The sequence below is a fragment of the Vibrio nitrifigilis genome (assembly GCF_015686695.1).
In the GTDB taxonomy this organism is placed as follows: Bacteria; Pseudomonadota; Gammaproteobacteria; order Enterobacterales; family Vibrionaceae; genus Vibrio; species Vibrio nitrifigilis.
Window position 1 is genome coordinate 2,619,855 of record NZ_JADPMR010000001.1, and the last position, 14,163, is coordinate 2,634,017.

Genomic DNA, 14,163 nt, shown 5'->3' on the forward strand with positions numbered 1-14,163 from the left:
AAAAAGATATTTATTAAATTATTGAGAAATACAGGAAATGTAACTTTTATTATGGGGTCAGGATCAAATCTGATTAAAGAATTGGATAGAATTGACACAAAATTGATATTTAAATAGTGAGAGCTTTTAATCTTTATATCGTGTTCAAGATTTTTACCCTCTTTGGATTTTATTTTGTAAACACTCGTCCTCTGCACAGTAGTGTTGGCAAGGATAATAGGCCTTTATTTAATCTGAATAAAGATCTCAAAACGCAATTTGTGACAATTAATAGGTTGTGCTATGGAACATGTAAATATTGAGAGTGGTAGCAGTGGAGTTAAATATTCGAGGTTTATTCCAGTTTTTAACTCTATGATTTTAATCTTATTTGATTTGTTTGCTTTTATTGTTTCTGAAAATATTGCTTATGCTCTTTCTGATTCAGGATCGTGGTCTGGATTTAATTCAGAAGGCAGTAGTTACTGGCAAGGAACTGTATTCTTCATTATCGCTTTTATGTCCATTTTCTGGTTTGGCGTTAACCGTCTGCACTACACCCGAAGAAAACCTTTTTGGGATGAATTGAAAGACGTGCTGAAAAACCTGTTCATTCTTTCAATTTTAGCGCTTGCGATGAATTTGCTGTTGGTTCCTAATTATTCTGTTGAAGTTTGGGCTATCTCTTGGGGAGTGTTGTTTGTTCTACTTCCTCTATGTCGTAATAGTGCCAAAATCATATTGAATAAATTGGGATTGTGGAGTGTGCCGTGTGTCATTATTGGTGAACAGCAAAACGCGTTAGAGGCTTATAAAGCAATCGGTAGCGATCTCTCTACGGGCTACACTATCAAAGCATTTGTAAATCCGTATAAAAAATCTGATTATCATACTGATAAAGCAAACCCAACAGATGTGCCATATATTAGTAAAAAAGAGTTTATTAATAATTTAGATAAGTATTATCGAGTATTTATTGCTTTGGAAAAAGAAGATAACCAAACAAGAGATTACTGGGTAAGAAAGCTCGCCTATCTGAACGTATCTAATATTTCTGTTGTACCGGCAATGCGTGGCATTCCATTATATGGTGCTGATGTATCGAACTTTTTCAGCTATGAATTAATGATGCTAAGCGTTAAAAATAACCTTTCAAAAATATCGGCGCGTATGTTAAAACGCGGCTTTGACATTGTTGTTTCGGCTCTTTTATTAACGCTATTGTCTCCGTTCTTTTTATTTGTTGCTTTAATGGTGAAACGTGATGGCGGTTCTGCGACTTTTGGTCATGAGCGCATCGGTTATAACGGAAAGCCGTTTAAATGTCTCAAATTTAGGACAATGGTAATGAATTCACAGGAAGTATTAAAAGATTTACTGGAGAATGATCCTCAAGCCCGTTTAGAATGGGAACGTGAATTCAAACTTAAAAATGACCCACGTATAACGAAAATTGGTCATTTCTTGCGTAAAACTAGTCTTGATGAATTGCCACAGCTGTGGAACGTCTTGAAAGGCGAAATGAGTCTCGTCGGTCCTCGTCCTGTGATTGATGAAGAATTAAAACGCTATGGGGATGATGTTTTGTACTACAACTTGGTTAAACCAGGTATGTCTGGATTATGGCAAGTTACCGGTCGTAGTGATACGGATTATACAACTCGAGTATATTTAGATAGTTGGTATGTAAAAAACTGGTCTCTTTGGTATGATATTGTGATCTTATTTAAGACCGTTGGCGTTGTTGTCAGAGGTGATGGTGCATATTAATTAACTCTAAATAAAGGAACGATTATTTAGTAATTAATATTGAATTTAGCTCCCTTAAATAAAAAATTCAGGAATTATTATGATTAAAAAATGTCTCTTCCCAGCAGCGGGTTACGGTACACGTTTTCTTCCAGCAACGAAATCGATGCCAAAAGAAATGATGCCTGTGGTAAATAAGCCACTTATTGAATATGGTGTGGATGAAGCGATTCATGCTGGCATGACTGATATGTGTGTCGTAACGGGCCGTGGTAAGCACTCTATTATGGATCACTTTGATACTAACTATGAGTTAGAACATCAAATTAATGGTTCACCAAAAGAGAAGCTATTGGGTGATATTCGTAGCTTGATGGACTCTGCAAACTTTACTTATATTCGTCAGCGTGAAATGAAAGGCTTAGGTCACGCGATATTGACAGGTAAACCATTGGTTGGTGATAACCCATTTGCTGTGGTATTGGCGGATGACTTGTGTGTTAATGAAGAAAAAGGCGTGTTGGCTCAAATGTCTGAGCTATACAACCAGTTCCGTTGCACGATTGTCGCTGTTCAAGAAGTGCCAGAAACAGAAACACACAAATATGGTGTGATTTCTGGTGAAATGATTAAAGACAATATCTTCCGTGTCGATGACATGGTAGAGAAACCTGAACCAGGCACTGCACCAAGTAATCTAGCGATCATCGGTCGTTACATTATGACTCCTGATATCTTTGATTTAATTGAAGAGACAGAACCTGGTAAAGGCGGTGAAATCCAGATCACTGATGCCTTGCTAAAACAAGCTAAAACAGGCTGCGTCCTTGCTTATAAATTTAAAGGTCAGCGTTTTGACTGCGGTAGCGTTGAAGGGTATATCGAAGCAACTAACTACTGCTACGAAAACCTTTACAACAAGAAACCAGCAGCATCAACTCCTGTAGAAAAAGTGATTGAAGATGTGAAAGAAGCAGTTACAGCAGAAGCGTAATTCATTCACCACATAGAGTTTTGATAAGAAGCCTGATGGAAACATCAGGCTTTTTTATAAATAAAAAACAAGAACCACGAATGGACTATAACCGTTAGGGCTGGGGGAGAATCAGATAGAGTAATGGTGTGATTTTCGTATTTAAGTCAGTTGGTTGATTGAATGCTGTCTTATCAGCGAGTGTTGAACAAGCTCCCTCCCTTTGGGGAGGGTTGGGGAGGGGGATCACAGCGAGTCCGTGGGTTAGGACACCGTTGAACGTGCAGAATATGTAGAAATGCGAATAACGATATAAATGACAAATAACCTAAGAGATCGTTGGTGTAACTCTCTAACTTCCCTCCCTGAAATTAGAATTAAATCGATATATTCTGTGACTTTGATTCAATAATTTATTTTTCTTCCTTTGTGTTTATATTAATAATAAAGCTTATAAATACCCCATAAGATTAAAATCCGCTCTTATAAATATTATAACTATCAATTAATGTAGCGATAAGCATGGTTAAAAATTATCCATTTTTATTTAACCTAATAATTATTTAGCTATTATTCATTTAGTTGCACATTGGTTTTTTTTATTATTTTATGAACAATAACTTTCCCATATGAACTTATTAACTTACTGATAATAAAAGATTTTATCTCTTGTTTTTATTTGTTTGAATTTTATTTAATTAATATTGAGTCAGAAAAATGTCAAATTAAGGTTGATTTTAAGTGATGGCATAAGGTATCTTCGTGCGCTATTAAAATAAAACTTATTAGTTGGCAACCTTATATCTATTAGATTTACATTAATTAGAAAAATGTAATTGATGACGTCTTATATTTATAGTTGTAATGGATTACTTGCGCGTGTTATGGAAAACGCCTAAACCGTAGGGCGGTAGCGTATCAAATGAAGAATTATCGTAATAAATTAGTACTATCAATTTTCTTATCCTGTCTGTTTTTATCTGGCTGTTCATCCCCTCCAAGGCATATTGAAGCAACTGTTCCTTTAGTCGAATCTTCTTATTCTGACGTTGATTCTTTAGGACAAGAATTGCCACTAATCTTTTGGAAACATTTCTCAGTTGCAGGCACGGCCCGTATTAGTGAAGTCAATTACAATGTGTTTGCCACTAAATCCTATATTTCTGCGTTAGGTCTACTGTGTCGAAATTTAACGATTAAAAATATCAATTCAAGTACACACACTCAGCGCATTGCATGTACTCATGCCTCTCAAGATGAACTCACCGCACTCACGCCATGGTATCTAACGCGTGATATCAAAAAACCAACGTCAGATCTGAAACTTTAAGTGACTTATGATTTTTAAACAAAAGACGGCCATTGCACTCTTTTCTGGTCTACTGTTCATTAACAGTGCGTTTGCTGCGGACAGTAGTTTTCTCCTTCTTAATCAATCCTCTTCAGCAACGCCTTCCAAAGTGGATGCCTCTACTAGCGCCCCAAATCAAACATTAGAAAGTGGTAGCTATGAGAAAACCCAACGCAAAGGGTTACTGTTGCCAAGCGAGGCCAATATTCGTGATTTGCTGCCTTCATCTGGTGAAGATATGCCGCCTCCTTACGGAGCGAACCTATTCGCTGGTGGCTATGAGACAGAGAGAACAGATGGTACCCGAGATAATTACCCTATCGCCGCTGGCGATAAGTTAAATATTTGGATTTGGGGGGCAACAAACTATTCGAGTGTGGTAACTGTTGATAATCAGGGAAACATCTTTATTCCAGATATTGGCCCCATTTATGTTAAAGATGTGATGGCAGGCTCAATAAACAGTTATGTCTCTAAAAAAATAAAGCAAGTCTACACCCGCAATGTGAATGTTTACGTTAACCTGCTTACTGCTACCCCTGTAAGTGTATATTTATCTGGTGCGATTATTCGCCCTGGGCAATATGCAGGTATGGCATCTGATAGCCTGCTTTATTATCTGCAAAGAGCTGGCGGTGTTGATTCTGAGCGAGGAAGCTACCGTGATATTGAGGTGATTCGCCAGGGTAAAATCATAGCGACTGCGGATCTCTACGATTTTATGCGCTCGGGTAAACTACCTCACGTAAGTTTTAAAGATGGTGATATCATTTTAGTGACACCACAAAAGGCAGCCATCACAGTAACAGGCAGTGCTCGTAATCCTTTCCGCTTTGAACTGAATCAAGACAATACAACTGGTGAACAGTTAATTAAATATGCTCGACCATTAGCGAAAGTAAGCCATGTGGGTATTGTTGGTAATCGAGACTCTGGCCCTATTTCCCTTTACATGACTTACGATGATTTCAAATCATTTTCCTTAAAAGATGGTGACAAAGTCATCTTTAATGATGATTTACGTTCAAAGGTATTAGATATTCAAGTATCGGGTAGCTACCAAGGACCATCTTATTTCGCTGTCGACCAATCTACCCACCTGCACGACATCCTGAATTATATTCCTGTTGATCCCAAACTTGCAGATACCAATTCTATCTACGTATTACGCAAAAGTGTGGCTGAGCGACAGAAGAAAATGTTGGATGATTCGCTAGAACGATTAGAGCGTAGTGTGCTTACAGCGCCCGCTTCTTCAGATGGTGAAGCCGGAATTCGAGCAGAAGAAGCAAAAATGGTGATGCAGTTTACTGCTCAAGCTCGAAAGGTTAAGCCGGATGGGCGCGTGGTTGTCTCTGATAATGGCAATATCGCCGATATCCAACTGGAAGAGGGCGACCAAATTGTAATCCCATACCAAACTGACTTGATTCAGGTTGGTGGTGAAGTGCTGATGCCTCAAGCAGTAGTCTATAACTCACAAGCAACCTTAGATGATTATATTGCTTGGGCCGGAGGTTTTAGCGATCGAGCTGATGATGAGCATATTGCGATTGTGCACGCGAATGGGTTAGTCGAATTTGATCCAGAATCTAAAATTCGCAAAGGTGATCAGATATTAGTATTACCTAAAGTTGAAACGAAAGGCATGCAGCTAACAAAAGATATCACGCAAATTATTTATCAGATTGCAGTCGCGGCAAAAGTTGCTTTATAAGGTTATGTTATGGCAGCAGTGAAATCGCGTTCAAAATTGCAAGTATGGGGCGATGTTATCATTGCTATTTTCTTACGAGAAATTAAAAGCAAATTTAATGATAAAGTGGGGATTTCTTGGGCTGTGATTTCCCCGGTTAGTTTTATTTTTGCTTTATCCATGATGAGGAATACACTCAGTGGTGGAAGAGATGTACATGGTATGTCGACCTTTTTATTTATGATGATCGGTATGACATTGATACAGTTTTTTTTGATCACCATGAACTCAACAGCTAACGCAGTAACAAAAAATAAACAGCTGTTCTCTTTTCGACAAGTTCAACCAATCAGTGCCATATTAGCAATTGCTGGTTTAGAGTTTTTAATAAAATTATTTGTAGTAATTATTCTTGGAATAATAAGCTATCTATTTAGTTTAGATATAGCAATTAACGACCCATTAGAGGTGATAGTAAATCTAGTAAAGTTATGGTTAATAGCGGTAAGTCTAGGTACTATTTTAGCAATGGCATATTGTTTTGTTCCTGAATTAAAAAAAGTAACAGAAATAATCACAAAACCTTTATTTTTTATATCAGGAACATTCATGAGTTTACAAGATATTCCTGAGAAATATTGGCATTACCTTACATGGAACCCAATCTTACATATTATAGAGCTAACTCGTTACGCCGCTGTCACTCAGTATGGAAACTCTGGGGTTAGTGATTTTTATGTGAATGTAATCACATTAACATTATTTTCTTTTGCCATATCGTGCTATCACATTAGTTGGAAGCAGGCAATAAGCCATTAAAGTCGATAAATATATGAATAGAATTATTGAAAAGAAATTTGAAGAATTTCGGGATAGTATTACGAAAGAAGAATTTAATAATATCGATTTTTTAAAAATAAAAGTAGATGAATTAGAATTTTTAGATCCTGAACTATCTAAAAGAATTAATATTAGAGTAAAAAACTTAAAAAACCATAAAGAGTTTAATTTTTTTAAAAATAACCTTTCAGAAGAGCAGTGGAATAACTTAGATTATCTAAAGTTAAAAAAAAATAATCAAAAAAACGAATTTATAATAAAAAAAATTGATGAAAGAATAGAACTACTAACTACTTTGTTGCCATCTAATAAACAAGAAGAGGCAATAAATGAAAGAATAGATTCAACAGAAATAACAAATTATCGATTAGTTCTGAAAAATTGTTTTAAATATCCCTTTATTATTTTAGTTATTATTCCTACAATTATTTTTTCTTTGTATCAATTAATTATAGCTTCAGATAGATATCAGAGTGAAGCTAAAGTAATAGTGCAGCAGCCAGATACGACTACAACACTCGATACTTCTATGGCTTTATTGAGTGGCCTTGGTGTTGGATCTGCGTCTGGAACTGATCCTGAAATATTAAAAACATATATTTATTCAACGGATATGTTGGAGTTTTTGGATGAAAAAATTCATTTACGAGATCATTATACTAATCAAAGTATTGATATCTTTAGCCGTCTGATTAAAGATGATAAAGAATCATTTTTAACATATTATCAAAAGCATATTAGTGTAGATATTGACAGTAATTCTGGAATACTGAGTATTTATGCTCAGGGCTTTTCTTCGATATTTTCTAATTTATTAGTAAAAACAATAGTAAAACGTTCTGAATGGTATATTAATTCGATTGGACATCAGTTAGCTGAAGCCCAACTGGATTTTGTAAAACAAGAACAAAAAAACATTGAAGAGAAATTAAAATTAGCACAAAGCCATTTATTAAAGTTCCAGCAAAAATATAATTTGCTCGATCCAACAGTAGAGGGTGTGGCACTCCAGAAGATTGCGTATACTTTGGAAGGACAGATCACCGCGAAAGAAGCTGAGCTGAAAACAGCTCGACATATCATGTCAGACAATGCACCGAAGGTATTAACTTTAAAGCAAGAAATTTCAGGCTTAAAAATGCAACTTGAAAATGAGCGCAATAAGTTAGCAACCAGAGGTAAAGAAGATAAGTATTCAGTTGGCGATATATTAGCTAAATATGCCGACTTAAAAGTTGATAATGAGCTTGCACTTAAGGCCTACACGTCTTCACAAGTCTCTTTAGAAAAATCTCGTATAGAAACTTATCGGCAATTGAAGTACCTTGTGATTGTTGAAAACCCAACCTTACCAGACAATAATAAATATCCTGAAATTCCTTATAATATAGTTCTATTTTTTATTATCCTAGCTATGGGATATGGAGTAGGACGTATTATATTTCTAACTATTAAAGAAATTAAATAAACAAGTTTAAATTTTATTATGAAGAATTTATATACATTTATATTATTTCTAATTGATTAGTATTGAAAATAGATTTTAATTATCACTTTAGATAACTAATATATTTATTTTTAGTATCTTAACCTAATGCCAGCAAACGACTAAAATTGCTAATAAATTGTTTCATATTATTTTCCTCAAAGTTTATTGGGTTTTATCAGGGTAAGGTAAGCGGTTCTGTTACTTTTTATAAAAGGGAAAAAGTGGCAAGCGTCTTCCTGAGTAAAAGAATATGTTATGAAATTAATGAATATTACTCAAGTAAAGTGATCGTCAGTCTTATATGACAGAAATATTTATTCGATTTTCTTATTTAGAATTTTTATAAGTTAACAATATATTTTTATTTGGATATAATATAAACGAAGGTTGAGATGATATTTGAAAATAATAAACACATTGAGGTTAGTCGTGGTGTTATTAAAATAAAAGGCATAAATGCTTTATTTCTTAGGCAGAAAAATAGTGGTCAAAATCAATTTGAATATATTAATGGGAATAAAAATATAAGCAGGGAAAGTATTGATAATTTTATATTTAACATTAAAGAGAATAATGATTTCTGCATAAAAAATAAAATAATTTACCAACACATAATTTTTCCATGTAAAGCTATTGCATATAAACAAAGGTTTGAGTCTCTGGGTATCAAAATAAAAAATATTGTAACAGAAGAACATACCAGTCAACACAATGTTTATTATCCTAGTTTAAAAAATATATCGGAAGAGTGGTTCATAATAAATGATACTCATTGCTCATATAAAGGATATATCAAAATTATTAATGAAGCGCTATCAAGGGCAGGTATAAACATTCCTATTTTACCTTTTCATTTGAAAAAGTCATTTTATAAAGGTGACGTTGGAAAAATGTTAGGGGAGAAACCTATCGAAGTTGATATTATTGATAGGTTTGATGTAGGTTCTGATATTCATAGTTTTACCACCAATCATGTTCTTCCTGGAAATAATGGAGAAATGCATTTAAAAATTAATACACAAGCCCCTATAAAAAAAAGAGTGCTTCTTTTTGGTGATAGTTTTTTTGTTGGTTGCTTAAATTATCTTTCTCATTTGTTTAGTGAAGTTTTATATTTAAGAGAGCCATATATAATTAAAGATGTCGCAAACTGCTTAGCACCTGATATTATTCTTAGTGGTAATGCTGAAAGATATCTTGTGAACGTACCAAATAGCCAGACTAATCCTCCATATTTTACTAAATTTTTAAATAAAAATATAAAAATGGAAAAGTTAGGTGTTATAAATCAAATAGCATTCGAAAGTTTTTTTAAACCTAGAAATTCTATAGATTATAAAAATTGGATTAAAGATCTTGAATTAGTACATGATATTATAATGAATCAAGAAAGAGACTATGTGAGTATTTTAAATGATAGCCAAATTGATTTTATAAGAGATTATGCTGTAAATATAGAGAACGCTGATATCAAATATATGCTAATGAATGTTGCAGCTAATAACAGGCCTGAAGGGCCATATATAAAAACAAAATTAAATGATTATTTGTTGAAATTAAATAAATAATAATGGTTATTTATTAAGATTATAGCATGGAATAAATTAAACAATTTTAGGTCTATATTTTTATATGATTTTTGGTTATTAACATGAAAAAATTTTTGAGAAAAATAAAACGTCTATTAAATGGTACAATAATTACGTCGGTTAGTAAAAGTTTGGATAAGCTTACAACTCTCACTCTTGATTATAAACCTGATGCCTATCAATACGTGCTACCTAATATTACATTCGGTTATGATAGAACGAAAACTATTGAAATTAAATCAATATCTAAAGGAGAACTGGAAGTATATAATCCAGAAAACTCTTGGTTTTCTTTAGAGTTAGATATAAATAAATTTTTCAAGTACGAAAAAATACTACTTTCAATAGATATATCAACAAAAAAAACATTACCAGTTAGAATAGGTATTAGGAGTGATGGATATTCCGATGCAATGTATTCGAAAGTATTAATTTTTTCTGAGTTTAAAAATAAGATAGATATTCCACTTGATGTTCAAGATTACCAGTCAAAAAAAGGAACAATCATTTTATTTTTTGAAAGTAAGTCTTTTAGGTTTAAATTTAATAAAATTAACATAATGTCAGCTAGGTGTTTATAATATGATCTCTTTTATTATACCGTCATATAATGATTTGGATAATATAAAAAGACAAGTCAGTTTTTTTAATAATTATTCTGCAAGTGATTTAAAGTTTGAAGTTATATTTGTTGATGATCATTCAACAGATGGTACTTACGAGTATTTAAAAAGTACTCAAATTCTATTTGAATTTAAATGTCATTTCAATGAAGTTAATTCTGGACCTGGTATATCAAGAAATATAGGTATGGGCTTGGCAACATATGAGACATTGGCTTTCATTGATTCTGATGATTCTCTTATTGAAGCATGGCCATTTTATTTTTCTAGAATGTTAAGTTGTGATGCTGATTGCCGTATTTTTCCATATCAACTTATCGTTAAAAATAGTGAAAATATATATAAAATGCATCCTCAGGATGAGAAAATATTCAGTAAGTGGGGTTCTACATATTCGTCTGATGAATACTTATGGAATGCAAATTGGGTTTTGGAATTAGCTAATTTCCCCTGGAATAAATTATATAAAAAGTCAATCATTGAGAAGTTCGATATAAAATACCCTGATTTAAGAATGCAAGAAGATATTGTTTTCCATTGGATGTATATGATTCATTGTAAATCAGTTAAGTTATTTTCAAACCTACCTGGTTTATATAAGCATAATCGTTCTGAAAATAATGCTGGTCGTGCAACAGAATATAAAGGTAAATATCGGCTAGATTTGTTCTCTGCTCTTGATATTGTGGAGGATAAGTTATCAGAAGATTGGTTGAATGGTTATGTTCCTGTTTTCTATGAGTTCAAATGCGACATAATCAATTGGGGAAAATGTAATATTAGTGTCGATTTATTAGATGAATACAGAAAATTAGCAGTTAAATCTTTAAATAAATTGGATGAAACAAAAAAAGAAATATTAATTAAATATAATCATCAAAATATCATAGACAAAATTAAACACTTGGAAATATAGGATATACAATGAAACTTTCAATTATTGTCTGTGGGTATAATGTTGAAAAATATATTGATAAGACTCTTCAGTCCTTATTTGAGATAAAAATAAACGATGTCGAAATCATCGTTATAAACGATGGTTCAAATGATGGTACAGAGCAAATTTTAGATCAATATAAAACCCATTTTCCTACTCCTAAGAACTTTTCACTAGAAATTGTCAATTTTGAAAATAATACTCAAGGAGGAGTAGCTACTGCTGCTAACTATGGTCTTAATATGGCTAAGGGCGATTTAATCGCGTTTATTGACGGTGATGACTGGATTGCCCCTGATGCTTTTACACGCGCTGTTAACAGGCTAGCTAATAGTGATGCTGATTTTATCTTCTCGGAGAATATCGATTTTTGGATGTCAACAGGTGAATATCTTCCTCATCCAGATCATGAGCAAATTCAATCACTAGAAGAACATAAACCGTATGAAGAGTTAAAGAAAGATTTGTTAAAAGTGGCCGCGATGCCTTGGCGGAAAATCTATCGAAAAGAATTCTTAGATATTCATAATATACGCTTCCCTGAAGGTGATTATTTCTTTGAGGACAATCCTTTTCATTGGATGGTCGTCACTAAGTCAGAGAGATGCTTAATTAATAAAGAGGCCACTCATTATTATCGAATGGGAAATCCTAACCAAACAGTTATTGGTAAAGGTGAAAAATTTTTGAAGATGTTCGAGCATTTTTTAACTATTGAAGGTTTTTTAGAAGAAAATAATTTAAGCTCTAGCTACGAAATTGAATTGCTTCAATGGTTTATAAATCATGTTCTTTACGTTAGCGAACGTACACATATTTATAACCAATATCGTTTTTATTGCCTGATTAGACCTCTTTTATCTCGTTGGGGAGAAGAAGAAATATATTCTATTTTAGAAAAAAACAAGCATAATAAATATGTTTTTATGCTATTTTCATATATCATCAGTGATAACTTCGAAAAATATTTGGAATTATGTAATGAGTAAAAAAATCAGCAAACTGTGTATTATATCAATAAATAGAAGCGGAACTAATTATTTTTGTGATAGCCTAAATGGATTTGAACAAGTATATAGTGCAAAGGAGATATTTGGAGAGCAAGGTTCATACGGCATTGAAGGTTTTTTTCCAGATGTTATCAATGAGATGATGGCAGAGCTTAATATTAAAGATGATAATCCTTTTTCTCTTAGAAATAGTCGCCCATTAATATTTACTCATAAAGTTACAGAAAAAGTTATCAACAATGGATTTGAATTATTTTCATTTAAGATATTTCCTAATCAGCTCGATAATAATATCATAATAGAAAGGTTTGTAAAAAACAGCGATTACTTGAAGTTTTTAATTGTAAGGAGCCGAGTGGATGTCTACCTTTCACTCCAAAAGGCCTTATTATCAGGTGCTTGGTTAAAAAAGAATACAACGGATATAGAATTAAAGTTAAGTGTTGATGATTTTCTAAAATGGTGCCGTGTGAATGATGAATGGTATAATTCTGTTATAGATTGCTTAATTAAAAATAATCAAAAATTTAAGATTATATCGTACAACAACCATATCAATATTAGTCAAGAACATCTAAATAATTGTATCTATTACAGCTTAAGAGAAAGCGGATTAGATATAAAAAAGAGTACTACGTATACATCTAATTTGGTCAAACAGGAAAAAATGTCTAAAGATGAAAGAGAAGAAAAATATCATGATTTTTTCCAAGAATTACGTGAAATAGGTATGTATGATTACGCTTATGAGGAGTTTCTTTGATGAACCATACTAAGATTGTACTTGTTGGTGCTGGTCTTTCATGTGCGATAATAGGTAATAAACTCGCACAAGCTGGTTACAAAGTAACTGTTTTTGAAAGTCGCAACCATATTGCTGGTAACTGTTATACTGAACGTGACTCTCAAACTGATGTACTAGTTCATACCTATGGCCCACATATTTTTCATACTGATGATAAGGAAGTATGGGATTTTGTTAATGATTTAACAGAATTTAAACCCTATACAAATAGAGTAAAGACGACTTCTCAGGGAGCAGTTTATTCTCTACCCATAAACTTACACACCATTAATCAATTTTTCGGCAAGTCTTTTACTCCGAATGAAGCACAGGATTTTATCGAATCTGTCGCTGATTCTTCAATCAAAGAACCACAAACTTTTGAAGAACAAGCGATGCGCTTTATTGGCAAAGATTTATACGAAGCCTTTTTTAAAGGGTATACGTTGAAACAATGGGGTATTCATCCATCGAACCTTCCAGCTAGTATTCTTAAACGTCTTCCTGTTCGTTTCAATTACGATGATAATTATTTTGCCCATAAATATCAGGGGATGCCTGCTAATGGTTATAACGAAATTGTTGAAAAGTTACTAGATCATGAAAATATCGAGGTAATTCTTAACAAAGAGTTTAAACGAGATATGGCCGATAACTTCGATCATGTTTTCTTTAGTGGACCACTAGATAGTTATTTTGATTACGAGCTGGGGCGCTTACGTTATCGAACTTTGGACTTTGTTAAAGAAATCCATCAAGGAGATTACCAAGGTACGGCCGTAATGAATTACGGTGATGAAAATGTTCCTTATACTCGGATTACGGAACATAAACATTTTTCACCTTGGGAAGAGCATGATAACAGTGTTGTCTATAAAGAGTATAGCCGACAGTGTGAAGATGGAGATATCCCATATTACCCAGTTAAATTCAATTCTGGTAATGAACTTTTTGAGAAATATGTCCAATTAGCTAATGCCCAAAATAAAGTAAGTTTTGTTGGTCGACTTGGTACTTACCAGTATTTGGATATGGATGTGACTATCCGTAAGGCTTTAAATGCTGCAGAGCATGCTTTAAAAGCGTTAAGTGCTGGTCTACCTCTCCCTGCTTTTTTTGAATAAAAATAATTATTTTAGTCTC

12 protein-coding genes are annotated in these 14,163 nt (G+C 33.2%); all 12 read left to right on the plus strand.

The annotated features are described in order from the left end of the window. Positions 1–282: 282 nt before the first annotated feature. The 12 genes from wbaP to glf all read left to right on the plus strand — a co-directional run bounded on the left by wbaP (position 283) and on the right by glf (position 14,144). Complete coding sequence (gene wbaP, locus I1A42_RS11625; protein WP_161158448.1) at positions 283–1,749, plus strand: undecaprenyl-phosphate galactose phosphotransferase WbaP; 1,467 nt, start codon at positions 283–285, stop codon at positions 1,747–1,749. Between the two features lie 79 nt (positions 1,750–1,828). Further along, on the plus strand, positions 1,829–2,722 hold the full coding sequence (gene galU, locus I1A42_RS11630) for a UTP--glucose-1-phosphate uridylyltransferase GalU (RefSeq protein ID WP_196123568.1): 894 nt from the start codon (positions 1,829–1,831) through the stop codon (positions 2,720–2,722). Between the two features lie 901 nt (positions 2,723–3,623). Continuing rightward, positions 3,624–4,031 carry a hypothetical protein gene (locus I1A42_RS11635; protein WP_196123569.1) on the plus strand — a complete coding sequence of 136 codons (408 nt, stop codon included), beginning with the start codon at positions 3,624–3,626 and terminating at the stop codon, positions 4,029–4,031. Positions 4,032–4,038: 7 nt separating this feature from the next. Beyond that, on the plus strand, positions 4,039–5,769 hold the full coding sequence (locus I1A42_RS11640; protein WP_196123570.1) for a polysaccharide biosynthesis/export family protein: 1,731 nt from the start codon (positions 4,039–4,041) through the stop codon (positions 5,767–5,769). 9 nt (positions 5,770–5,778) lie between these two features. After that, positions 5,779–6,567: an ABC transporter permease gene (locus I1A42_RS11645; protein ID WP_196123571.1), complete on the plus strand. Its 789-nt coding sequence runs from the start codon at positions 5,779–5,781 to the stop codon at positions 6,565–6,567. A 13-nt stretch (positions 6,568–6,580) separates the two neighbouring features. Further along, positions 6,581–8,056, plus strand: coding sequence for a lipopolysaccharide biosynthesis protein (locus tag I1A42_RS11650; protein WP_230389381.1), 1,476 nt, complete (start codon positions 6,581–6,583; stop codon positions 8,054–8,056). Between the two features lie 413 nt (positions 8,057–8,469). Continuing rightward, positions 8,470–9,645, plus strand: a complete 1,176-nt coding sequence (locus tag I1A42_RS11655) for a hypothetical protein (RefSeq protein WP_196123572.1) — start codon at positions 8,470–8,472, stop codon at positions 9,643–9,645. Between the two features lie 83 nt (positions 9,646–9,728). Then, entirely contained in the window at positions 9,729–10,247 is a 519-nt protein-coding gene (locus I1A42_RS11660) for a hypothetical protein (RefSeq protein WP_196123573.1), read from the plus strand. A gap of 1 nt (position 10,248) precedes the next feature. Then, positions 10,249–11,205: a glycosyltransferase family 2 protein gene (locus tag I1A42_RS11665; protein ID WP_196123574.1), complete on the plus strand. Its 957-nt coding sequence runs from the start codon at positions 10,249–10,251 to the stop codon at positions 11,203–11,205. Positions 11,206–11,213: 8 nt separating this feature from the next. Continuing rightward, positions 11,214–12,215: a glycosyltransferase family 2 protein gene (locus tag I1A42_RS11670; protein WP_196123575.1), complete on the plus strand. Its 1,002-nt coding sequence runs from the start codon at positions 11,214–11,216 to the stop codon at positions 12,213–12,215. After that, positions 12,208–12,999, plus strand: a complete 792-nt coding sequence (locus tag I1A42_RS11675; RefSeq protein WP_196123576.1) for a hypothetical protein — start codon at positions 12,208–12,210, stop codon at positions 12,997–12,999. The genes I1A42_RS11670 and I1A42_RS11675 overlap by 8 nt, the downstream gene beginning before the upstream one ends. Beyond that, positions 12,999–14,144, plus strand: a complete 1,146-nt coding sequence (gene glf / locus I1A42_RS11680; protein WP_196123577.1) for a UDP-galactopyranose mutase — start codon at positions 12,999–13,001, stop codon at positions 14,142–14,144. Before I1A42_RS11675 ends, glf begins: the two co-directional genes overlap by 1 nt. Positions 14,145–14,163 lie beyond the last annotated feature (19 nt).

Bases quoted from the DNA above. Each gene is read 5' to 3' on its own strand.
- wbaP (WP_161158448.1), top strand. From the start codon at position 283: ATGGAACATGTAAATATTGAGAGTGGTAGCAGTGGAGTTAAATATTCG.
- galU (WP_196123568.1), top strand. From the start codon at position 1,829: ATGATTAAAAAATGTCTCTTCCCAGCAGCGGGTTACGGTACACGTTTT.
- I1A42_RS11635 (WP_196123569.1), top strand. From the start codon at position 3,624: ATGAAGAATTATCGTAATAAATTAGTACTATCAATTTTCTTATCCTGT.
- I1A42_RS11640 (WP_196123570.1), top strand. From the start codon at position 4,039: ATGATTTTTAAACAAAAGACGGCCATTGCACTCTTTTCTGGTCTACTG.
- I1A42_RS11645 (WP_196123571.1), top strand. From the start codon at position 5,779: ATGGCAGCAGTGAAATCGCGTTCAAAATTGCAAGTATGGGGCGATGTT.
- I1A42_RS11650 (WP_230389381.1), top strand. From the start codon at position 6,581: ATGAATAGAATTATTGAAAAGAAATTTGAAGAATTTCGGGATAGTATT.
- I1A42_RS11655 (WP_196123572.1), top strand. From the start codon at position 8,470: ATGATATTTGAAAATAATAAACACATTGAGGTTAGTCGTGGTGTTATT.
- I1A42_RS11660 (WP_196123573.1), top strand. From the start codon at position 9,729: ATGAAAAAATTTTTGAGAAAAATAAAACGTCTATTAAATGGTACAATA.
- I1A42_RS11665 (WP_196123574.1), top strand. From the start codon at position 10,249: ATGATCTCTTTTATTATACCGTCATATAATGATTTGGATAATATAAAA.
- I1A42_RS11670 (WP_196123575.1), top strand. From the start codon at position 11,214: ATGAAACTTTCAATTATTGTCTGTGGGTATAATGTTGAAAAATATATT.
- I1A42_RS11675 (WP_196123576.1), top strand. From the start codon at position 12,208: ATGAGTAAAAAAATCAGCAAACTGTGTATTATATCAATAAATAGAAGC.
- glf (WP_196123577.1), top strand. From the start codon at position 12,999: ATGAACCATACTAAGATTGTACTTGTTGGTGCTGGTCTTTCATGTGCG.